This window comes from Hyphococcus sp. (genome assembly GCF_965228385.1).
Classification (GTDB): Bacteria; Pseudomonadota; Alphaproteobacteria; order Caulobacterales; family Parvularculaceae; genus Hyphococcus.
In genome coordinates, this window is record NZ_OZ245810.1 from 1,743,516 (window position 1) to 1,762,351 (window position 18,836).

22 protein-coding genes are annotated in these 18,836 nt (G+C 57.0%); 17 read left to right on the top strand and 5 right to left on the bottom strand.

All coding sequences use genetic code 11. The features are described 5' to 3' along the window. Genes flgA through ACQK2Q_RS08140 form a run of 3 tightly spaced genes read left to right on the top strand, consistent with a single transcriptional unit; the run spans window position 1 to window position 1,827 of the window. On the top strand, window positions 1-501 hold the full coding sequence (flgA, locus tag ACQK2Q_RS08130; RefSeq protein ID WP_425409246.1) for a flagellar basal body P-ring formation chaperone FlgA: 501 nt from the start codon (window positions 1-3) through the stop codon (window positions 499-501). A 5-nt stretch (window positions 502-506) separates the two neighbouring features. Then, the gene (gene flgH, locus ACQK2Q_RS08135; protein WP_425411135.1) at window positions 507-1,277 is read left to right on the top strand and encodes a flagellar basal body L-ring protein FlgH; all 771 of its coding nucleotides are present in this window, start codon (window positions 507-509) and stop codon (window positions 1,275-1,277) included. Window positions 1,278-1,290: 13 nt separating this feature from the next. Continuing rightward, on the top strand, window positions 1,291-1,827 hold the full coding sequence (locus ACQK2Q_RS08140) for a hypothetical protein (RefSeq protein WP_425409247.1): 537 nt from the start codon (window positions 1,291-1,293) through the stop codon (window positions 1,825-1,827). Between the two features lie 73 nt (window positions 1,828-1,900). Here the strand turns inward: ACQK2Q_RS08140 and ACQK2Q_RS08145 are convergent, their stop codons facing one another. Continuing rightward, window positions 1,901-2,632: a flagellar hook capping FlgD N-terminal domain-containing protein gene (locus ACQK2Q_RS08145; protein ID WP_425409248.1), complete on the bottom strand. Its 732-nt coding sequence runs from the start codon at window positions 2,630-2,632 to the stop codon at window positions 1,901-1,903. A 23-nt stretch (window positions 2,633-2,655) separates the two neighbouring features. Further along, window positions 2,656-3,795, bottom strand: coding sequence for a flagellar hook-length control protein FliK (locus tag ACQK2Q_RS08150; protein WP_425409249.1), 1,140 nt, complete (start codon window positions 3,793-3,795; stop codon window positions 2,656-2,658). An 81-nt stretch (window positions 3,796-3,876) separates the two neighbouring features. On the opposite strand from ACQK2Q_RS08150, the gene ACQK2Q_RS08155 reads away from it, so the two are divergent. From ACQK2Q_RS08155 to ACQK2Q_RS08180, 6 genes are all read left to right on the top strand, one after another. After that, window positions 3,877-4,182 carry a rod-binding protein gene (locus tag ACQK2Q_RS08155; RefSeq protein ID WP_425409250.1) on the top strand — a complete coding sequence of 102 codons (306 nt, stop codon included), beginning with the start codon at window positions 3,877-3,879 and terminating at the stop codon, window positions 4,180-4,182. Further along, on the top strand, window positions 4,179-4,565 hold the full coding sequence (locus ACQK2Q_RS08160) for a hypothetical protein (protein WP_425409251.1): 387 nt from the start codon (window positions 4,179-4,181) through the stop codon (window positions 4,563-4,565). The genes ACQK2Q_RS08155 and ACQK2Q_RS08160 overlap by 4 nt, the downstream gene beginning before the upstream one ends. 186 nt (window positions 4,566-4,751) lie before the next feature. Then, entirely contained in the window at window positions 4,752-5,948 is a 1,197-nt protein-coding gene (locus ACQK2Q_RS08165) for a flagellin (RefSeq protein ID WP_425409252.1), read from the top strand. A gap of 81 nt (window positions 5,949-6,029) precedes the next feature. Further along, the gene (gene flaF, locus ACQK2Q_RS08170; RefSeq protein ID WP_425409253.1) at window positions 6,030-6,410 is read left to right on the top strand and encodes a flagellar biosynthesis regulator FlaF; all 381 of its coding nucleotides are present in this window, start codon (window positions 6,030-6,032) and stop codon (window positions 6,408-6,410) included. 5 nt (window positions 6,411-6,415) lie between these two features. After that, window positions 6,416-6,832, top strand: coding sequence for a flagellar biosynthesis repressor FlbT (locus ACQK2Q_RS08175; RefSeq protein WP_425409254.1), 417 nt, complete (start codon window positions 6,416-6,418; stop codon window positions 6,830-6,832). Further along, entirely contained in the window at window positions 6,829-7,662 is an 834-nt protein-coding gene (locus ACQK2Q_RS08180; protein ID WP_425409255.1) for a DUF1217 domain-containing protein, read from the top strand. The genes ACQK2Q_RS08175 and ACQK2Q_RS08180 overlap by 4 nt, the downstream gene beginning before the upstream one ends. Before the next feature lie 68 nt (window positions 7,663-7,730). Here the strand turns inward: ACQK2Q_RS08180 and ACQK2Q_RS08185 are convergent, their stop codons facing one another. Continuing rightward, the gene (locus ACQK2Q_RS08185; RefSeq protein WP_425409256.1) at window positions 7,731-9,119 is read right to left on the bottom strand and encodes a FliI/YscN family ATPase; all 1,389 of its coding nucleotides are present in this window, start codon (window positions 9,117-9,119) and stop codon (window positions 7,731-7,733) included. A gap of 46 nt (window positions 9,120-9,165) precedes the next feature. Between ACQK2Q_RS08185 and ACQK2Q_RS08190 the strand changes: the two genes are divergently transcribed. The 8 genes from ACQK2Q_RS08190 to ACQK2Q_RS08225 are packed head-to-tail and all read left to right on the top strand — an operon-like array spanning window position 9,166 to window position 14,892. Continuing rightward, window positions 9,166-9,528, top strand: coding sequence for a FlgB family protein (locus ACQK2Q_RS08190; protein ID WP_425409257.1), 363 nt, complete (start codon window positions 9,166-9,168; stop codon window positions 9,526-9,528). 10 nt (window positions 9,529-9,538) lie between these two features. Next, the gene (gene flgC, locus ACQK2Q_RS08195) at window positions 9,539-9,931 is read left to right on the top strand and encodes a flagellar basal body rod protein FlgC (RefSeq protein WP_425409258.1); all 393 of its coding nucleotides are present in this window, start codon (window positions 9,539-9,541) and stop codon (window positions 9,929-9,931) included. Window positions 9,932-9,942: 11 nt separating this feature from the next. Beyond that, window positions 9,943-10,269, top strand: coding sequence for a flagellar hook-basal body complex protein FliE (locus ACQK2Q_RS08200; RefSeq protein ID WP_425409259.1), 327 nt, complete (start codon window positions 9,943-9,945; stop codon window positions 10,267-10,269). Window positions 10,270-10,282: 13 nt separating this feature from the next. Continuing rightward, complete coding sequence (locus ACQK2Q_RS08205; RefSeq protein WP_425409260.1) at window positions 10,283-10,549, top strand: flagellar biosynthetic protein FliQ; 267 nt, start codon at window positions 10,283-10,285, stop codon at window positions 10,547-10,549. A gap of 38 nt (window positions 10,550-10,587) precedes the next feature. Further along, a complete protein-coding gene (gene flhA, locus ACQK2Q_RS08210; protein WP_425409261.1) occupies window positions 10,588-12,672 on the top strand; it encodes a flagellar biosynthesis protein FlhA in 2,085 nt (694 codons plus the stop codon). Window positions 12,673-12,675: 3 nt separating this feature from the next. Continuing rightward, a complete protein-coding gene (locus ACQK2Q_RS08215; RefSeq protein WP_425409262.1) occupies window positions 12,676-13,464 on the top strand; it encodes a flagellar biosynthetic protein FliR in 789 nt (262 codons plus the stop codon). Continuing rightward, a complete protein-coding gene (gene flhB, locus ACQK2Q_RS08220; RefSeq protein WP_425409263.1) occupies window positions 13,461-14,555 on the top strand; it encodes a flagellar type III secretion system protein FlhB in 1,095 nt (364 codons plus the stop codon). The genes ACQK2Q_RS08215 and flhB overlap by 4 nt, the downstream gene beginning before the upstream one ends. Continuing rightward, complete coding sequence (locus tag ACQK2Q_RS08225; protein WP_425409264.1) at window positions 14,545-14,892, top strand: hypothetical protein; 348 nt, start codon at window positions 14,545-14,547, stop codon at window positions 14,890-14,892. The genes flhB and ACQK2Q_RS08225 overlap by 11 nt, the downstream gene beginning before the upstream one ends. 23 nt (window positions 14,893-14,915) lie before the next feature. Here the strand turns inward: ACQK2Q_RS08225 and ACQK2Q_RS08230 are convergent, their stop codons facing one another. Together ACQK2Q_RS08230 and metH are read right to left on the bottom strand one after the other, a co-directional pair. Further along, on the bottom strand, window positions 14,916-16,088 hold the full coding sequence (locus tag ACQK2Q_RS08230) for a PrnB family protein (RefSeq protein ID WP_425409265.1): 1,173 nt from the start codon (window positions 16,086-16,088) through the stop codon (window positions 14,916-14,918). 89 nt (window positions 16,089-16,177) lie between these two features. After that, entirely contained in the window at window positions 16,178-18,829 is a 2,652-nt protein-coding gene (gene metH, locus ACQK2Q_RS08235) for a methionine synthase (protein WP_425409266.1), read from the bottom strand. Between the last annotated feature and the right edge of the window lie 7 nt (window positions 18,830-18,836).

An 18,836-nucleotide genomic window follows, 5' to 3' on the forward strand; every position in this document is an offset into this window, starting at 1 on the left:
ATGAAACCTGTCATAATCTTTCTGTTTGCGTTCAGCGCCATGTCAACCGCTGTCGCCGCCGGCGATAACGCATCGACCGCCAGCCCGGCGCAAGCTCAGGCAAGCGACGACCTGCCGATTATCGCCACGGTCGCCGCGCGCAAGAAACCGGCGCCGGTAAAAGCCGCGCAGCATCTGCGCGCCGGAACGGTCCTTCATCTGTCCGATCTGACTGTTGAAAGCGACGATCCGGCCGCGTTTGACGGGCTCGTCGGCATGGAACTGAAGCGCGCCGTTTACGCGGGAAAAATTATCTCGGCCAGCGATGTCGGTCTGCCGACCATTATCGAACGCAACGCCCTCGTCCATCTGGAATTCGAACGCGGCCCGCTGCTCATCACCACGGAAGGCCGCGCGCTCGACGCCGGGGCCAAAGGCGAAACCGTGCGTGTCATGAATCTCGCATCGAAAATCATTCTGACAGCGGAAGTTGTCGGACCCAACAAGGTGAAAACCCGGTGACGGCTATGAAACATCTGAAATCCGCTCTTTTGATCATGACCGCGGCGTCGCTGGCGGGCTGTGGATCGTCTCGGCTCGATCACATGTTTAAACCGCCCTCCATGTCGCCCGTGGGCGAGATGCGTAATCCCATGCCGGCGCCCTCGCCGGAGCGGTTTAACGTACCGCCGAAAAACGCGCGGGCGCATCAGGGCGGCGTGACGGAACCGACGCACACAACCGCGTCATTATGGCATTCCGGACCGACATCGCTGTTCGGCGACCGCCGCGCGCGGCAAACCGGCGACATTGTAACTGTTGTGATCGAGATCGACGAAGAAGCGGAATTCAAGAACAGCACGGACCGATCGCGTTCCGCGTCGGATGATCTGTCCGTACCTGGTTTGTTCGGGTTGCCGTCGCTGGCGCAGGATGTTTTGCCCAACGGCGCCGGTCTGGACCCGGCTGTCGAAACATCGTCAAACACCTCGTCTTCCGGTGATGGCACCATCAAACGCGAGGAACGCATTACCCTGCGCGTCGCCGCCACTGTGGTCGGTGAATTGCCGAACGGTCATCTTGCGATTTCCGGCAGTCAGGAAATCCGCGTCAATTACGAGCTGCGCGAATTGCTCGTCGGCGGAATCATCCGGCCGGAAGATATCTCGCGCAGTAATGTCATCACCTATGACAAGATCGCCGATGCGCGCATTTCCTACGGCGGGCGCGGCCAGATCAGCGATTTGCAAAGAGCCAGATACGGCTCGCAAATCCTCGATATGATTTCGCCATTCTAGCGGACAGTACTGAATGCAAAAGTTTCTTCCCATTATCGTCATCGTGATTGCCGCCATCGCCGGCGGCGGCGGCGGCTATTTTTTCAAAACGCAATCCTCGCAGGCCAAAGAGCACGCCAGCGCGACGGATGAAGCGCATGGCGAGTCTGCTGACAATCACGGCGACAAAAAAGACAAGAAGAAAAAGAAGAAGAAAAAAGGCGGCCACGGCGAAGAGGAAACTTCCAGCACGGTCTACATGAAATTCGGCCGCCAGTTTGTGGTGCCTGTCGTGCGCGGCGGCCGGCCGCAGGCCATGATGATCATGGATATCAATATCGAGGTTGACAACGAGCTTGGCGAAACGGTCTACGCTTACGAGCCGCGGCTGCGCGATGCGATGCTGGAGCACCTCATCATGAAAGCCGGCGAAGGCGATCTGCCGCAAATGCTCGAAGACACGGCCATGATGGAAGAAACGAAAGCCGAGCTGCTCGCCATTTCAAAAACCATTATCGGCGAAGGCGCGCTGGACATCCTGATTCAGGATATTGGGATCCAGAGTTACTAGCGTCCTGAAAAAAAACCATCCAACCGGTACAATGAACCGCCGTCTGGCGCAGCGCTATAAAGTATACTTTAGATTATGAGCCGGCCGATTGTTCTTTCGGCGCGCCGAGCCCGGCGATCTGCGCGGGCGTGATCTCGACGCCGCCTTCAAGCACGATGGCGGGCTCGCCCTCGCTGTTCAACCGGACTTCACGCACGCCGCCAAACGTATTCGCGGCTTCCTGACCGAGCACATTGCCCTGTGCGTCGTAGTAAATGGCGTTCACCGCATAAGCGCCCTGCGGCGCCGGCGCGCCGTTCACATTGCCGTCCCAGCTTTGCACGCCGGTTGTGTTGGCGGCGGGAAAGCGCGCAATCTCGCGGCCAAGACGATCAGAGATGACGGTCTCCACGAACGCCGCTTCGCTGGAACCGGAGAGTCTGTATTCGACCGGATCGCCGTCGAAATAAGCCGGCGCCCCGCTCGCTTCCGCCTGCTTGCCAATCCAGCTTGCATATTTGTCGATGCCGCCGGCGACGATCGCCGAGGCGATGGAGTCCAGTTTGTTGTTGGCGTTGACGAGCTGTTCAACGGATGAGAACTGCGCCAGCTGCGCGACGAATTCAGTTGAATCGGCCGGATCAAGCGGATCCTGATTTTTCAACTGCGCGGTCAGCAGTGTCAGGAAATTCTGAAAATCGACGGCGTTCAGCGCGCTGTTCTGCGCATCGCCCTCAGCGCTCGCGCCCGCCGCGGCGGTTGCGGCCGCTGTTGACTGCGTTTGCTGATTTTGCGTTGTCGTTCCGATTGGCGTTGCAGCCTGCATGACAAATCCCCGAAATGAATGCGCTAGAGCCGGCGGTCGAGACGGCCGAGTTCGATATAGCGTGTGGCCGGTTCGTTTAGAGAGCTATCAAGATCAATGTTTCCCGGCGCGTCGCCTGCGGAAAGGAACCGTTCCGCGCCTGCATTATCTTCCTGCGCGTGATCTGCATGGCCTTCCGCAAAGGTCAGATCAAGGCCTTCAAATCCCTGCTCCTGCAAGGCGCGCTGAAACGCATCGGCGTGACGGCGCATCAGATCAAGCGTTTCCGGCGTGTCGGCGGAAATCACCGCACGGACAAGTTCTGCGCCGTCGCCTTCAAAATTGATAAGCACGCGGCCAAGTTCTGGCGGATCCAGGCGGACTTCAAGGCGCCCTTCGCCCTGCCGGGCCACCACGGCGGCGACAATCTGATCGCGCACCGGGTTGATCGAAATGGTTTTGTCGCCCGCGGCGGAAAGCGCATCGGCGCGCGTTAACGCGCTGCGCTCGCCTGCCGGCGCATCGGCGTCAAGACTGCCTAAAAACGCCTGATTGTCAGTGGGCGCCATATCCGCAAACGCCGTAGACACGATCTGGCTTTGCGGCCCTGCAATCGGCTTGTTCGCATGATTTTGATGCAAATTCGAATAATCCGCACCGCCTGCCGTTGTTGAAATACTCTCTCGCGCGCGCTGTTCGCCAATGGATGTCCCGGCCTCAGGCGCAAGCTGTGAGTGCTGCGAGGTGTTTGCGTTTAAACCAGCGCCTTTCAGCGTTGCGCCGGAAACTGAGCTGAGCGTTTCCGCGGAAGAAAGGCTTGTTTTCGCCGGAACGCTTTCGGCTGTCGCAGCGATCAGGGTATTTGTCGTCTGCGCATCGCCGTCGGCGGCGGCGTCAAACGGCGCGATCCAGATATTATCGACCGGTTCGCTGGTGAGAGCGATTTTTCCGTCTTCGAACAGTTCGCCAGTAGCGCCCGGCATGCTGTCGGGCGTCGCCGATAGATTGACATCCGCCGGCGTCCCGCCTGAGGCGCCCGTTAACAAACGATTCACAATTGCAAAAAAGCCGTTAGCCTCGCCTTCGGCGCCGCCGGCCGCTGCAAGCGATTTCGCGCCGCTCGCACCCTCTCCGGTAAGTTTGCCGCCCAGCGATGTCAAAAACGCAAGATGAGTGTTTTCCATAAAGCTTTTCTACATTTGATAACTTATTTTTTAGTTACGGGGCCTAGGGTTCGATAAAATTTTTCGTATCCGGAGCGTTTGATGAACGTATCTTCCCTGCCGCCGGCGCTTGCCCTTTCCAAAGCGGAACAGCTTCATGCTGCGTCTGAGGAGAGCGATGCGCGCGATGCGCAGATGCGTGAAAAAGCAAAAGAATTTGAATCGATCTTTATCGCCGAGATGTTGAGCCATGTCGGGTTTGACAAGGCGCTTTCGGAAAACGCCGGGTTCGGCGGCGAAGCCTTCTCGCGCATGCTGGTTGAAACCTACGCGGAGCAACTCTCCGAAAAAGGCGGCTTTGGTCTCGCGGACCAGATTTACCGCCAGTTAAAAGGTGAAATCTCGTGAAAGCCCAGATTGAACGCGTGAAAACAATTGTCAGCCGGCTGGCGAGCGTTACCGAAGAAGAGCGCTCGGCCATTGCAAAGCGCGCTTTTGACGCGGTCGCCGACTTGACCACACAAAAAGAAACGCTGCTTGTGGAATTTGAAGCGGCGGCGGCTGAGCTTGGTGAATCGGCGTTAACGCAGTCCCTGCTGCAGGAACTGGAAACGATCCGCACGAAAGCCGAAGAAAACGCCGCAATTTTGAAAGCAACAGCGGAAGGCGCGCGCAACGCCCGCGCGCGGTTGCAGTCATTGCGGGAAGCAGAGCTTAAAACCGGCATGTATGGCGCGAACGGCGCCGCCGTCAAAAACCCCAACGCCTCGACATTCGCCGCTAAAGCATGACGTTAAGAGCTTATTATACCGTTCAGTGTACTTATGAGGAATACAGCCCATCAGGGTTGTTGCGGACTCGCCTAAATGGCGCGCCGCGAACCAAAAGGTTCGAAAACCCTGCGCGACCCGCAGGACTCCCGGCAACTCTTTCACGAGGTCGGACCGTTACCTTTAACGATCCAACAGGAGTATAAAATGAATAGCCTTTTGACAAATACATCCGCCATGGTGGCGTTGCAGAACCTGCGTTCCGTCAACAAAGATCTGTCGATGGTCCAGGAGCAAATCTCTACCGGTAAAAAAGTCGGTAACGCTCGCGACAACGCAGCTATCTTCGCTATCTCGACGGTCATGCAGTCAGACGTGAAAGGCTTTGAAGCCATTTCTCAGTCGCTGAACCTTGGCGCTTCTTCCGTTGCCGTTGCACGCGGCGCCGCAGAAAAAGTCACCGAGCTTCTCGTTGAAATGAAAGGCCTCATCGTCGCCGCTCAGGAAGACAATGTTGACCGCACCAAGATCCAGACCGATGTGGCGCAGCTTCGCAGCCAGATCGACTCGATTGTGAATGCGGCGCAGTTCAACGGCCTGAACTTCCTGAAAGGCAGTGATTCCACGGACTTCCTCGCATCGCTTGATCGCGACTCCAGCAATAATGTGACTGCGAGCTCGATCTCGATCTCGGCGCAGAGCCTTGAAACAGCCGCCGGCGTGGCGACTGCGGCTCTGGCGACCACAACGACTGGCGCCAACACGGCCCGGACCGACGCAGCACAGCTTGTCGCCACCGGCAACACGTTTGCGCTCGACCTTGAAGGCACAGATACGCAAACCGCCGGCGACACCTATGTCGTTCAGATTGACGGCCGTAAGTTCACCTATGAAGTTCAGACGGGCGACGACGAAAACGATGTTGGTCAGGCGTTGACAAACGCCATCAACGACGCCGGCATCACGGGCATCGCCGTGACCTTTACGGGCGGCGACGGAACGACAGACGCTCAGGTTGATATCGCCAATACGTCCGGCAATACGGTGGCTATTGAAGTCAACGTCAATGACGGCACGGGCGGCGGTCTCGGCAATCTTGACGGTCTGAATGTTGCAACCGAGGCGGGCGCCGCTGCAGCGCTCGTTTCCATTGAAGGCCTGATCCAGACCGCTGTTGACGCATCGGCTGAGTTCGGTTCTTCGCAGAAGCGTATCGAAATTCAGAATGATTTCATCTCTGGACTGACGGACTCTCTGAAGACAGGTATCGGCGCCCTGACGGACGCTGATCTGGAAGAAGCTTCGGCTCGCTTGCAGTCCCTGCAGGTGCAGCAGCAGCTTGGCATCCAGGCGCTGTCGATTGCGAACCAGTCGCCGAACGCAATTCTCGGCCTGTTCCGCTAATAAAGCCTGCTTCCGCGAAGGCCTTCGGGCCTTCGCGGGAGACCTGATAAAAAAGATGGGGACAAGGGGTAAAAGAAGACTATGACGGCTACAGCACTCGCCAGAAACGCCTACCAGCAATCAACAAAATCGACGGCGTCGCCGCGTTCAGTGGAGCGGCAACTATTGTCGCGGCTCACAAGCGCATTGATCGCCGCGGACAAGAACCGCGAGCAGGACCGTGCGGATTTCGCCAGAGCGCTCGGCAAGAACCTTGAATTCTGGACTGTTGTCGCAACGGATGTCGCCAGCGAAGGCAATCAGTTGCCGAACGAATTACGCTCGCAGCTATTTTATCTGTTCGAGTTTACACGCCACACGACAAACAAAATCCTTGGCGGCGACCATGCGGTCAGCGCAACGCCGCTGATTGAAATCAACCAGAATATCATGGCCGGTTTGCAAGGCTCGCCGGAAGCATAAACATCATGACCGGCCTCGTCATAAAATTAAAACCCAACGAGAAAGTGCTCGTCAACGGCGTGATCCTCCAGAACGGAGATCGCGCCGCAAGCATAAGGGTGCGCTCAAACGACGTCGCCATATTGCGCGCGCGCGACGCCATACAAAAAGATGAGGCGAATACGCCGCTGAAGCGAATTTATTATATCGCCCAGCTCGCCATGGCCGGAGAAGCAGAGAACGAAAGCGCCGCAAAGGAAATTCTGCAGGCGCTTGATCCTTTGAAAGCGATATTCGCCGGCGACGCCTTGAATGAAATCAGCCGCGCCCAAAGCGCCGCTGCAAGCCACAAGTTTTTCGTCGTCATGCGCGCGGTAAAAAAACTGTTCCCCATTGAAGAGGCGTTATTGCACCGCGCGCCCGTTACGGCGCGCGCGTCATGACATTTTATCCAGCCATTCCGCTAAGCGGCTATCTGGGCTGGAAAGTCTTTGACAATTCGGCAAGCCGGCAGTTCGATGTCTTCAAGGACACGCCGAGCGTCGTGCGAAATGTCGACTATTTTCGTGAAAACATCGCCGAGGCGACAACCGCGGAAAAGCTCGTCAATGACCGGAGGCTATTGACGGTGGCGCTTGGCGCATACGGGCTGTCGGAAGAAATCGACAAACGCGCCTTTATTCAGCGAATTCTTGAGGACGGCACCGAACTGGACGGCGCTTTCGCCAATCGCTTGAGCGATTCGCGCTGGCGTGAATTCGCCAAGGGTTTTGGATACGGTAATATCACCGGTACGCGAGTCGGCATTGAATCCTTCCGTGAACAGACGGCGAATAATTATCTGGAACGCGCGTTCGAAGAACGCGTGGGCGAAGTCGATACGGATATGCGCCTCGCCATGAATTTCCGCCGCGAAATCGCAAAGATCGCTGAAAGCGAAAGCGCGGAAACAAGCGGCTGGTTTCAAATCATGGGCCGACAGCCGCTGCGCACCGTCATGGAAGGCGCGCTGGCCTTGCCCTCCTCTATCGGCCAGGCCGATATCGACCAGCAAAAAGAGCTGTTCGAGCGCAAGGCGGAACAGTTTTTTGGCGGCAAGTCACCGGCTATTTTCAAAGATCCGGTGAAAGTGGAAGACGCATTGCGCCGCTTTTTTCTCTATACCGAGATCCAGAATGGCCCAACGCTATCAACCCCGGGGATTGCCGCCCTTTCCATTCTTGGCGGCAATAGCGGTCAGGCGACGAACCTGTTTTTGTCGAATACGTTATAAAGATTACCGGTTCAGAATATTTTCTGATCGCTTCCGCAAGAGCGGAAATCCATTAAACAATCCAGCTTTTAACTCAGCGCATTCGCACTGGCGGACGACGAGCCGCGCCGTCCGTGAATCGCCCTGTTCAGTTTTTCAAAACTCGCCGCGACCCCTTCCGGGCTTTTTTCCGAGATAAATGCATCAAGTTTTGGCCAGATTTCCAGCGCGCGATCGATCTGCGCATCGGCGCCGTGCGCATAAAGACCCGCGCGCACAATGGTTTCGGAATCTTCGTAGGCGCGTAAAATCGCGCGCGCTTCACGCAGGAGCAGATTTTCCGCCTCGCTCGCCGCGCGCGGCAGGGATCGGGAAACACTGCGCGAGACATCAATTGCGGGAAAGCGGCCGCGCTCGGCAATGGCGCGTTCGAGTACGATATGCCCGTCAAGAATACCGCGGATCATGTCGGCGACCGGTTCATCGTGGTCGGAACCGGCGACCAGAACGGAAAAAACCGCGGTGATATCGCCCTGCGTTTCTTCCCCCGGTCCTGAGCGCTCCACCAGTGAGGCTATGGTTCTGAACGTGGAAGGCGGAAAAGCGTGCAGCGACGGCGCTTCGCCCGCCGACAATGCGATTTCGCGATGCGCTTCCGCGTAACGGGTCAGTGAATCGAACAGCAGTAGAACCTGTTTACCTTTATTGCGAAAATATTCCGCCGCCGCCATGGCGACATGGGCGCCGCGCTTTTTCGCCAGCGGCGACTGGTCCGCCGTAGACGCGACGATGATGGTTTTCTTCATCCCTTCGGGGCCAAGAACCTCTTCCACAAAGCCGCGCACTTCGCGCCCGCGCTCGCCGATCATCGCCACGATCGCCACATCGCAGTCAACGCCATTGGCGATTTCGCCCAGCAGGGAAGATTTGCCGACGCCCGAGCCGGCGAAAAGACCGATGCGCTGTCCGCGGCAAATCGGCAATAGCGTATCAAGAACGCCAAGTCCGGTCTGCAGGCGCTCGCCCAGGGTTTTTCGCAAGGCGGCGTTGGGCGCTGGATGCTCCAGCGCGACAGGCGTGTCGCCGTTCGCCAATGCGCCGCCATCCATGGCGTTTCCGAACGGATCGACAATCTTGCCGATCCAGTCCTCGCAAGGCATGACGTCGCCGCCAGCGCGATCCAGAACGGCAATGTCGCCGACGGACGCGCCGGTCAGCGAGTCATATGCAAATCCTGTCGCCTTGTCCCCATCCATTGCCACAATCTTAACGCGGACGTCTCGGCCCGCGCCGGTTTTAATCATGATCGTATCGCCAAGCGACGCGTAGCCAGCGAGCCCTTCGATTTTCAGCGACAGTCCGTCCGTCGCCGTCACAACGCCGAAATGTTGCGGACCTGCGCTTTTCAGAATTTTTTCAAGTTCCGCCGGAGCGAGCGACACAGCCATAAATTCAATCGTGGTTAACAGTTCATTCAACTAATAGGCGCATTTATTCCTTACCGCTGGTTAAAGCGAGGTGTACATGTTTAACGATTTGAAGATTTTACACACGGCTTCCCTGATGGCGCGGCACTCTGTGCAGCGTCACGGACAAATCGCTGAGAATATCGCCAACGCCGACACGCCCGGCTTCAAGGCGAAAGACCTTGAACCGTTTGCGCAGGCCTATGCGCGCAGTGAACGCAGCGTGGTCGACGGCGCATCCGCAAAAGCCTTCCGCGCAGAACGCGTCGAAACGCCGGGCGTTGCATCGCCGAACGGCAACACGGTCTCGTTAGAAGATCAGATGTCGCGCTCGACGCAGGCATCGCGCGACCATGACACGGCGCTGACGATCTATTCCAAAACTTTATCCATGCTGCGCTCCAGCCTGGGCGGCCGGTAAGAGGTAGACAATGAACCCTTTCGACAAAATTTCCTCATCCGCCATGTCAGGCATGCAGGCGCAAGCGCAGCGCTTGCAGGTTGTCAGTGAAAACATCGCGAATGCGGATACGCACGGCTACAAGCGCAAGCTGGTGACGTTTGAAAACGTTTACGACCGTAGCAATGCGACGACCAAAGTCGAAATCGGCCGGCTGTTCCTGGACCAGAAGCCCGGCGAAGAACTTTACGACCCGAGCCATCCGCTCTCGAATGAAGAAGGTTACGTCACCATGTCCAATGTCAACATGATGACGGAATTCGCCGATGCGCGCGAAGCCACCCGCTCTTACGAAGCGGGCCTCGAAGTCTTCAAACAGGCGCGCGATATGTATTCATCGCTCCTCGACATTCTGAAAAAATAGGGGAAGTCATCATGAAACTCGCCACCTTTCAGGCCGCGCAGAATTATAATCTCGCAAAGTCAGCGCTCAAAACGGAAAACCCCGCCGCCAAGGCCAGCCAGAATATCGCTGATGCGTCGCAGGCGGGAGAACCGAACGCCGCATTCAAAGCCGTGCACGACGTTGCGGCGACGATCGCCAAGGGTGAAACCGCTTCCGTCAATTACATGACAGGCAAGGCCGATCCGCATTCCGTTGTCGAAGCGCTCGCTGCGGCGGAACTCGCCGTGGAAACAGCGGTGACGGTGCGCGACAAGGTCGTCGAGGCCTATCAGGAACTGATCCGGATGCCGGTTTAAAGGACTTGCCAAAATGACCGAAGCGGAAATCGCGGACATTATGCGACAATTTTTGTGGGCGGGCGTCTGGATGGGCGCGCCGATGATCGGCGCAGCCCTTGTCGTCGGCATCGTGGTCGGCCTTTTTCAGGCGTTGACCTCTATTCAGGAACTCACCCTCACCTTTGCGCCGAAACTGCTGGTCATGCTGCTCGTCTTCTGGCTGTCGGCCGGACATATGGCGCGCATGCTGGGCAATCTTTTCGATCAGGTCGTCTTGAGAGCTATCGCCGGAACGTAGCCGCGCCGCGCAACCGTCTTTGAGTATATCAGGGGTTTATGGACAGTATACTGAAATTAAATCTGCCGGGACAAACCACGGTTCTCCTCGCCTTCGGCCTGATGGCGATAATCGTCATGATGGTTGTGCCTGTGCCTGCGGTGCTGCTCGATATCGGTCTGACGCTTTCATTTGCGCTGGCGATCCTGATTTTTACGATGACGCTCTTTATCGAGCGTCCGCTTGATTTTTCCGCATTTCCTACAGTGCTGCTCGGCTCGCTTATGCTGCGGCTGTCGCTCAACGTATCCTCGACAAAACTGATCATTGGAGAAGGCCACACCGGACCCGATGCGGCCGGCAGCGTCATCGAAGGTTTCGCCATGTTTGTCATGGGCGGCAATATATTCCTGGGGCTGGTGGTCTTCGGCGTCCTTCTGATCGTCAATTTCATGGTGATTACGAAGGGCGCCGGGCGCATGGCCGAAGTCGGCGCGCGTTTCGCGCTGGACGGGATGCCGGGCAAACAGCTCGCCATCGACAGCGACATCGCCGCCGGCGCCATCAGTCATGAAGAGGCGAAAGAGCGACGCCGGTCCGAACAGGATGAAACCACCTTTTTCGGTTCGCTCGACGGCGCGTCAAAATTCGTCAAGGGCGACGCCATCGCCGGCTTGCTGATTACGCTGTTAAATCTCGTTGTCGGGCTGGCCATGGGGATTACCGTCCACGGTCTTTCCGTCGGCGATGCGGTATCGTCTTACTCAATTCTGACGGTCGGCGACGGTCTCGTATCGCAAATTCCGGCGGTCATTATTTCAATTGCCGCCGCCCTGCTTCTTTCAAAAGGCGGCGTAGCAGGCTCCGCCGACAAGGCCATGCTTTCGCAACTCGGCGCGAACCCGCTGGCGATCGGCACCGTCGGCGCCATTCTCGCCATTTTCGCGCTGATGCCGGGACTGCCCTTCATTCCGTTTTTCGCGGCTTCAGCGCTCGCCTTCACAGCAGCGTATTTCATTTACAAGGATGTGGAGGCAAAACGGCAATCAGAAACAACAAAGCCTGCGGAAAAACCGAAAGACACGAAAAAACCGCTGGGCGATATTCTCGATGTCGATGAAATTCACGTTGAATTCGCAGGCGATCTGACGCCGCTGGCTCTTGATAACGTCAACGGGCTCGAGCCGCGCATCGTCAAGATCAGGCAATATATCGCCGGCGAATTCGGGTTTATTATTCCCCCGATCCGGCTGACGGATAATCTGGAACTGAAGGCCAAGGAATATGTCGTAAAAATCCAGGGCGTCACCGCCGCCCGGGGCATCCTTCATTCCGATAAAGTTCTTGTCATTGTCGATGATCTGAATCAACTCCCCATTCCCGGCGATGATGTGGAAGAGCCCGTTTACGGCGCCCCCGCCCGCTGGATTGAACGCTCTGCGCGCGACGACGCCGCCGGCATGGGGCACGCTGTGGTCGAACCGGCGGAAGTGGTTTCCACACACCTGCTTGAAACGATCAAGCAAAGCTTTGGCCAGCTCGTCACTCGCCGGTCGGTGCAACGCATCTTCGACGAATTCTGCAAGAATTCCGATCAGGAACGCGCCGCGTCCAACCGCCGCCTGCTGGATGATTTCGTACCGGACAAGGCGCCGCTGGAATTCGTGCAATCCATTTTCCGTCTGCTGTTGGAAGAGCGCATTCCCATCCGCAATTTGCCCGTCCTGCTTGAAACCATCGCGGAAGGCCGGACGATGTATAATTCGGCCGAAGACGTTACGGAATTTGTCCGCCAGCGGATTTCGCGCCACTTTGTGCACACAATGATGTCCGATGACGGTTCGCTTCCACTCATTCAGGTTGGTCTTGACTGGGAGTCGACTTTTTCAGAGCATGAAACGCAAGCGCCCAACGGGCACAGCGACGTCGCGTTGCCGCCGGAGGATTTCAACAAGCTCGCGCAATCGGTTGTCGAGCAGATCAATCAGGCGACAGCGCGTAATCTCTATCCGGCTATCGTCACATCCGCCAAACGGCGCCGTTTTATCCGTGCTGTGATGCATGCGAAGAAAATCCGCAATCCGGTGCTTTCCTACGAGGAAATCGATTCGGGCGTAAAACCGCTGCTGATCGGGACGGCGTAATTCATGGATTTCCTTGATCCGCTGACGCCGATACTGGAAGCGGGCGCCCCGGCGATCCTGCTCCTGGGCGCGATTTTTTCACGGATTTCGGCGGTTGTCTTTCTGGCGCCGGGCCTCGGCGAACGGGCGATACCGGTGCGCGTACGCTTGGCCGCCGCGATCGCCATCACGATCATTATTGCGCCGATCGTAATGACCCCCGATATGCGCCCGCCTGTACAGCCGGCGGCTATACTGGCGCTTTATGCAGCGGAAACTGTAAGCGGTCTCGTGATCGGATTCGGTTTGCGCATTCTTATTTTTATCTTGCAGATTGCCGGCGCGATTACAGCGCAGCACTTGTCGCTGGCGCAACTTTTCGGCCCGACCGTCGGGTTCGATTCTGAATCGCCGTTTGCGGCCATCCTGGTCATGGGCGGCGTTGCGCTCGCCGCCGCGACCGGCGTTCATATTCATCTGGTCGGCGCGATTGCCGATGTCTATGAAACGCTGCCCTTCGGATATTTTCCGGGCGCGGATGCAACCGGCGAATGGTCAACGGCGCGCGTCGGCGAAGCGCTATTCAAAGCACTGGCGCTATCGTCGCCATTTGTAATTCTAGGCTTTCTTTATTCACTGGCGCTTGCCGCCGCGAGCCGGGCGATGCCGCAGCTTATGGCGGCGTTTGTGGGCGCGCCCGCAATCACGCTCGCAGGCCTTGCGCTTTTCGCCGCCGCCGCGCCCATTCTGCTTTTTGAGTGGCTGGAAGGGTTTCAAAACGTTCTTTTTGACGTTTTTGCGGGGCGGCTATGAGCGACAACCAGTCAGAAGACGGTCAGGAAAAGTCGCACGACCCGACGCCGGGACGCATTCAAAAAGCCCGCGACGACGGCGACGTCGCCCAGTCCAAGGAAGCGAACGCGGCAGCGTCTTATCTCGGATTTTATCTCGCCGTCGCCCTCGCCAGCGGCGGCGCCGCCGCCTCGCTCGCTTTCGGCCTGTCGCAGTACCTGCGCGATCCCGCCGCTTTTGCAGCGCAGGCGTTCAGCGGCGACGGCCAGGGTTTTATTCTTTCAGTTTCCATGGAGGCGCTGAAAAGCGCGCTGCCTTTTTTTGCGCTTCCCATGCTGGGGGTTCTGGCCTCTTTGATCGCCCAGCAGTCCATTGTCTTTTCATTCAAGAAGATCAAACCAAAACTCAATCGCCTTTCGCTCGTCGCCAATGCAAAAAAGAAATATGGAACCGACGGGCTTGTTGAGTTTGCGAAAAGCGCGACGAAGCTGATCATTATCTGCATTTTATTTGGGGTGATTTTTGCAACGCGATTCACGCAATTGCCGGCGGACTCGCTTCTGCCTGCGCAAGCGCTGCCGCAGTCGCTGTTACGCGAAGGCGTGATCTTCGCCGGGCTTATTGTTTTGTTCTCTGTCGCCATCGCTCTCATCGATCTGCCCTGGAGCCGTCATCAGCACACGAAAAAGCTGAAGATGAGCCTTGAGGAAATGAAGAAAGAATCAAAAGAGCAGGAAGGCGATCCGACCATGAAGCAGAGCCGGCGCGAACGCGGACAGGCCATCGCCCGCAATCGCATGATGAAAGACGTGCCGGACGCCGATGTCGTGATCGTCAACCCGACGCATTATGCAGTCGCGCTGAAATGGGACCGCAAAGGCGGCGGCGCGCCCCTGTGCGTCGCCAAGGGAACGGACGAGATCGCCGCCAAAATTCGCGAAGTGGCCACTATGGCGGGTGTGCCGATCCGTTCAGACCCGCCGACGGCGCGCGCGCTGCACGCCAGCGTCGATATTGGCGAGGAAATTTCGCGCGAGCATTACGCCGCCGTCGCCGCCGCGATTCACTTTGCTGACACGATGCGCCAGAAAGCGAAATCACATGGCGGTTGATAAAAATAAGTTGAAACAGCTTGCGGAGCTCAAAAAAATCGCGGCGATCAAGGTTGACCGTGAAAAACATGCGCTGTCGTCCATCAAGGATGAACTGAGCCAGCTCGCCGAAGAACGCAAAGCACTCCAGAACCGCATGGGAACCGTCGCTGAGGCAAAAGAAAGCGAGCCGGCGGCGTTCATCAACGCGCAGTATTATCTCGACTCGCTTTCCAGCCGCGCCCGGCATATTGAAGACGCGCAACGGGATGCGCATAACCGCACGCAAGCCCAGCGCGAGAAGATCAAGCAGGCGTTGGCGACGAAAGTGCGCATTGACGGCTTGAAAGCGCCGTAAGCCAGCCCATTCAGAATGTATTTCTATACGCCGGTTAATGCGCGTAATCGCTGAAAATCGTCATGCGCCGTGCGGATATCTTTGCGATCGGCCGCAACGCGCATATCCCGCAGGACTTCCAAAGCGCTCATCAACACCTCAAGCGGCGGCCCGCTGGCGGTGACCTGCGCGTATTTTTCCGGCGTCAGCGCCGCTGAAGGCTTTTCGATGAAATCTTTCACAAGTTTATCATGGTGCTGACGGGCTGTTACGCCATGCAATTTGCAGACAGTAAGGTAGGACTCGACGTTTTTTCGGAAAGCCGCGTCATTTTTATTCACCGGCGCCGCATCGAGAAACTGCAGGAGAAAACTGCGCTGGCGCATGCTCTCGCGTAATGAGATCTGGTCGCGCGGCTCCATGAACAGCATTTTTTCAACGAGGAGCTGCGAATAATAAGGATCGTTGGCGGAACAAAGGCCAAGCAGCAGATCAATCTCGTTAATGCCGGAAAAATCGCCGCCATTCGCGCCGCGATATTCCTGACGCGCCACGCGATAGGGCTTGTAATAGGGCCGGACGCAGTAAAAGAAGCGATCCCGGTCAAGCTTTTTAAACAGAAGATCGTTCGATTCAATCACGTCTCTCAAGGCGTCCGCCGCATCGTCAAACAGAATGGCCGCCGCAGGATGGGTCACGCCCAAAGGCAGAATGCGCGACAATAATTCGGCCGCGCGCTTGAAGGCGAAAATACTGCGTAAATTGTAATCGAGGAAAAGGTATTCGTCCGGTAACGTTGTAAAACTCTTGATCTTGCCGTCGACGGCGCGATTGCGCGTTGTCAGATGGGCGGTCGCAAAGCGCGGAACAACGCCAAGAAACGATGAAATATGCATGGCCAGCGCGGATGCTTCCTGCAGCGGAGAGACATCCTCCCGCGCCGGGTTTGTCACCTCGTGACGGCGCATGGACGCCATGTAAAGACCGACATCGCCAAGAAGATCGAAGGCGTTTTCAAAGCCTTCATCCGTATTGCCCTCATCGAGCAGCTTACAGATAAAACCGTGACCTTCGGCGCGCATCTGGTTTTTTATATCGTCGCCAACGCCCTCGACATTCTCCCGCGCCTCGCGCGAAAAATACATCTCTTCGAGCGCGGTATTCATCTCCACGAACGAAGTTCTGATCCAGTGTTCGTAATCCTGCGATAGGGTCATGAATACGTTTCTCCCCCCTGCCTTGCAGGGATGGCGCGCCGGGACTCTTTCGTCGTCCTAACGTATTCGCGGGCGAGATGAAACGCTAATCAGTCAGCGCCGGGCGTATAGTTCAGAACAGGGGCAAGCCAGCGCTCGGCCGTGCGCAGATCCCAGCCCTTGCGCCGGGCGTAGTCTTCCACCTGGTCTTTCTCAATGCGGCCAACCGCAAAATATTTGCTTTCTGGGTGAGAAAAATAAAGCCCGGAAACGCTCGCCGGCGGCGTCATGGCGAAACTTGACGTCAGTTCCACGCCTGCACGCTGCGGCGCCTCGAGAAGCCGGAAAAGCGTTTCCTTTTCCGTATGGTCAGGCTGCGCGGGATACCCAGGCGCGGGCCTAATTCCCGCATATTTTTCGGCGATCAGATCTTCGCAGGAGAAATTTTCATCCGGCGCGTAGCCCCATAATTCGCGGCGAACGCGCTGATGCAAATATTCCGCAAATCCTTCGGCAAAGCGGTCAGCAAGCGCTTTGACCATAATCGCGGAATAATCATCATTAGCGTTTTTAAAGGCGTCCGACTTTTCCAGTTCGCCATGACCGGCGGTTACGCAAAAGCCCCCGATCCAATCCGCGCCGTCGCCCCTCGGCTTCAGGAAATCCGACAAGGCGTAATTCGCCCCTTCCTGTTTTTTGATCTGCTGACGGATCGTATGAAAACGCGCGCTTTCGCGTTCACGCGCGTCGTCGGTCCATACGATGATATCGTCGCCCTCGGCGTTGGCAGGCCAGAAGCCTGCGCAGGCTTTCAGCGTCAGCCATTTTTCGGCGACGAGGCTTTTCAGCATGGCCTGGGCATCGTCCCACAAGCCTCGCGCCGCTTCACCGCGCTTGTCATCATTGAGGATCTGCGGATATCGCCCCTTCAGGTCCCAGCTCATGAAAAACGGCGTCCAGTCGATAAAGGGCAGAACGTCTTCAAGCGCCACATCGTCGATCGTGTGGGCGCCCGTAAAGGACGGCGGCGCCCCGTTTTGAAGGGACCAGTCAGGCTGGAAAGCGTTTGCCCTTGCGCTGGCGATATCCAGGCGTTCCTTTGGCCCGCCTCCGGCCCGCGATTCACGGATGCGTGCGTATTTGGCTTTCGTGTCTTCCCAGACGCGCGGGCGTTCCGTTTCCGACAATAATGATGAAACAACGCCGACGGCGCGGCTCGCGTCTGATACATGCAGCGTCGGCGCGCTATTATAACCGGGCTCTATTTTCACCGCCGTATGCGCGGGCGATGTCGTGGCGCCGCCGATGAGCAGCGGCAGATTCATTTTCCTGCGCTGCATCTCCGAAGCGACGAACACCATTTCATCAAGCGACGGCGTAATCAGGCCGGACAGGCCAACAATATCGGCGCCTTCTTTCTCCGCGGTCTCCAGTATCTTTTCCGCCGGAACCATGACGCCGAGATCGACAACTTCATAACCGTTACATTGCAGAACGACGCCGACAATATTCTTGCCGATATCGTGAACGTCGCCCTTGACGGTCGCCATGACAATCTTGCCGTTGGACTTGCCGGTAAGCCCCATCCGTTCCTTTTCATCTTCCATAAAGGGAAGCAAATACGCCACCGCCTGTTTCATGACGCGGGCGGATTTCACGACCTGCGGCAGAAACATTTTGCCGTCGCCGAACAGATCGCCGACGATGTTCATCCCGTCCATCAACGGTCCTTCGATGACATGCAGCGGGCGTTCGGCTGCGGCGCGCGCCTCTTCGGTGTCGTCTTCGATATATTCGGTAATCCCGTGCACAAGCGCGTGGGAAAGGCGTTCATTCACCGGCTTCTCGCGCCAGCTTAAATCTTTCTTCCGGCTCTCGCCTTTCTTGCCGCGATATTGTTCGGCAATTTCAAGCAGGCGTTCCGTGCCGTCATCGCGGCGGTTGAGAATAACGTCTTCAACACGCTCGCGTAAATCCGGTTCAATATCGTCATAGATATCGAGCTGACCGGCATTGACGATCGCCATGTCCATGCCGGCTTTGATGGCGTGGAAAAGAAACACCGAATGCATGGCCCGGCGCACCGGCTCATTGCCGCGGAATGAGAATGACACATTGGAAAGCCCGCCCGAAACATGGCAGCCAGGTAATTCCTTCCGTATACGTTTTACCGCTTCGATAAACGCTTTGGCGTAGTCATTATGCTCTTCTATGCCTGTCGCAACGGCGAAAATATTCGGGTCAAAAATAATGTCTTCCGGCGGAAAGCCCGCCTTTTTTGTCAGGAGGTCATAAGCGCGTTTGCAAATGCGGAATTTTTCATCCGCTGTTTCCGCCTGCCCTTTTTCATCGAACGCCATGACCACGCTCGCCGCGCCGTAGGATCGGATAATCCGCGCCTGCTTGAGGAATGGTTCTTCGCCTTCCTTCAGCGAAATCGAATTCACCACCGCCTTTCCCTGCACGCATTTCAGGCCCGCTTCGATCACATCCCATTTCGAGGAATCGATCATGACCGGCACGCGCGCAATATCGGGCTCCGCGGCAATAAGGTTCAAAAACGTCGTCATGGCGGCGACGCCGTCAAGCATCCCTTCATCCATGTTGACGTCGATAATCTGTGCGCCGTTCTCCACCTGCTGGCGCGCCACGTCCACCGCATCGGCGTAGCGGCCTTCTGTAATCATCTTTCTGAATACAGCTGAACCGGTGACATTGGTGCGCTCGCCGATATTGACGAATGTGGCGGTCTGATTGGTCATAATCTTT

Excerpts from the sequence above, each read along its gene's own strand:
- flgA (WP_425409246.1), top strand. The coding sequence starts at position 1 with ATGAAACCTGTCATAATCTTTCTGTTTGCGTTCAGCGCCATGTCAACC.
- flgH (WP_425411135.1), top strand. The coding sequence starts at position 507 with ATGAAACATCTGAAATCCGCTCTTTTGATCATGACCGCGGCGTCGCTG.
- ACQK2Q_RS08140 (WP_425409247.1), top strand. The coding sequence starts at position 1,291 with ATGCAAAAGTTTCTTCCCATTATCGTCATCGTGATTGCCGCCATCGCC.
- ACQK2Q_RS08145 (WP_425409248.1), bottom strand. The coding sequence starts at position 2,632 with ATGCAGGCTGCAACGCCAATCGGAACGACAACGCAAAATCAGCAAACG.
- ACQK2Q_RS08150 (WP_425409249.1), bottom strand. The coding sequence starts at position 3,795 with ATGGAAAACACTCATCTTGCGTTTTTGACATCGCTGGGCGGCAAACTT.
- ACQK2Q_RS08155 (WP_425409250.1), top strand. The coding sequence starts at position 3,877 with ATGAACGTATCTTCCCTGCCGCCGGCGCTTGCCCTTTCCAAAGCGGAA.
- ACQK2Q_RS08165 (WP_425409252.1), top strand. The coding sequence starts at position 4,752 with ATGAATAGCCTTTTGACAAATACATCCGCCATGGTGGCGTTGCAGAAC.
- flaF (WP_425409253.1), top strand. The coding sequence starts at position 6,030 with ATGACGGCTACAGCACTCGCCAGAAACGCCTACCAGCAATCAACAAAA.
- ACQK2Q_RS08175 (WP_425409254.1), top strand. The coding sequence starts at position 6,416 with ATGACCGGCCTCGTCATAAAATTAAAACCCAACGAGAAAGTGCTCGTC.
- ACQK2Q_RS08180 (WP_425409255.1), top strand. The coding sequence starts at position 6,829 with ATGACATTTTATCCAGCCATTCCGCTAAGCGGCTATCTGGGCTGGAAA.
- ACQK2Q_RS08190 (WP_425409257.1), top strand. The coding sequence starts at position 9,166 with ATGTTTAACGATTTGAAGATTTTACACACGGCTTCCCTGATGGCGCGG.
- flgC (WP_425409258.1), top strand. The coding sequence starts at position 9,539 with ATGAACCCTTTCGACAAAATTTCCTCATCCGCCATGTCAGGCATGCAG.
- ACQK2Q_RS08200 (WP_425409259.1), top strand. The coding sequence starts at position 9,943 with ATGAAACTCGCCACCTTTCAGGCCGCGCAGAATTATAATCTCGCAAAG.
- ACQK2Q_RS08205 (WP_425409260.1), top strand. The coding sequence starts at position 10,283 with ATGACCGAAGCGGAAATCGCGGACATTATGCGACAATTTTTGTGGGCG.
- flhA (WP_425409261.1), top strand. The coding sequence starts at position 10,588 with ATGGACAGTATACTGAAATTAAATCTGCCGGGACAAACCACGGTTCTC.
- ACQK2Q_RS08215 (WP_425409262.1), top strand. The coding sequence starts at position 12,676 with ATGGATTTCCTTGATCCGCTGACGCCGATACTGGAAGCGGGCGCCCCG.
- flhB (WP_425409263.1), top strand. The coding sequence starts at position 13,461 with ATGAGCGACAACCAGTCAGAAGACGGTCAGGAAAAGTCGCACGACCCG.
- ACQK2Q_RS08225 (WP_425409264.1), top strand. The coding sequence starts at position 14,545 with ATGGCGGTTGATAAAAATAAGTTGAAACAGCTTGCGGAGCTCAAAAAA.
- ACQK2Q_RS08230 (WP_425409265.1), bottom strand. The coding sequence starts at position 16,088 with ATGACCCTATCGCAGGATTACGAACACTGGATCAGAACTTCGTTCGTG.
- metH (WP_425409266.1), bottom strand. The coding sequence starts at position 18,829 with ATGACCAATCAGACCGCCACATTCGTCAATATCGGCGAGCGCACCAAT.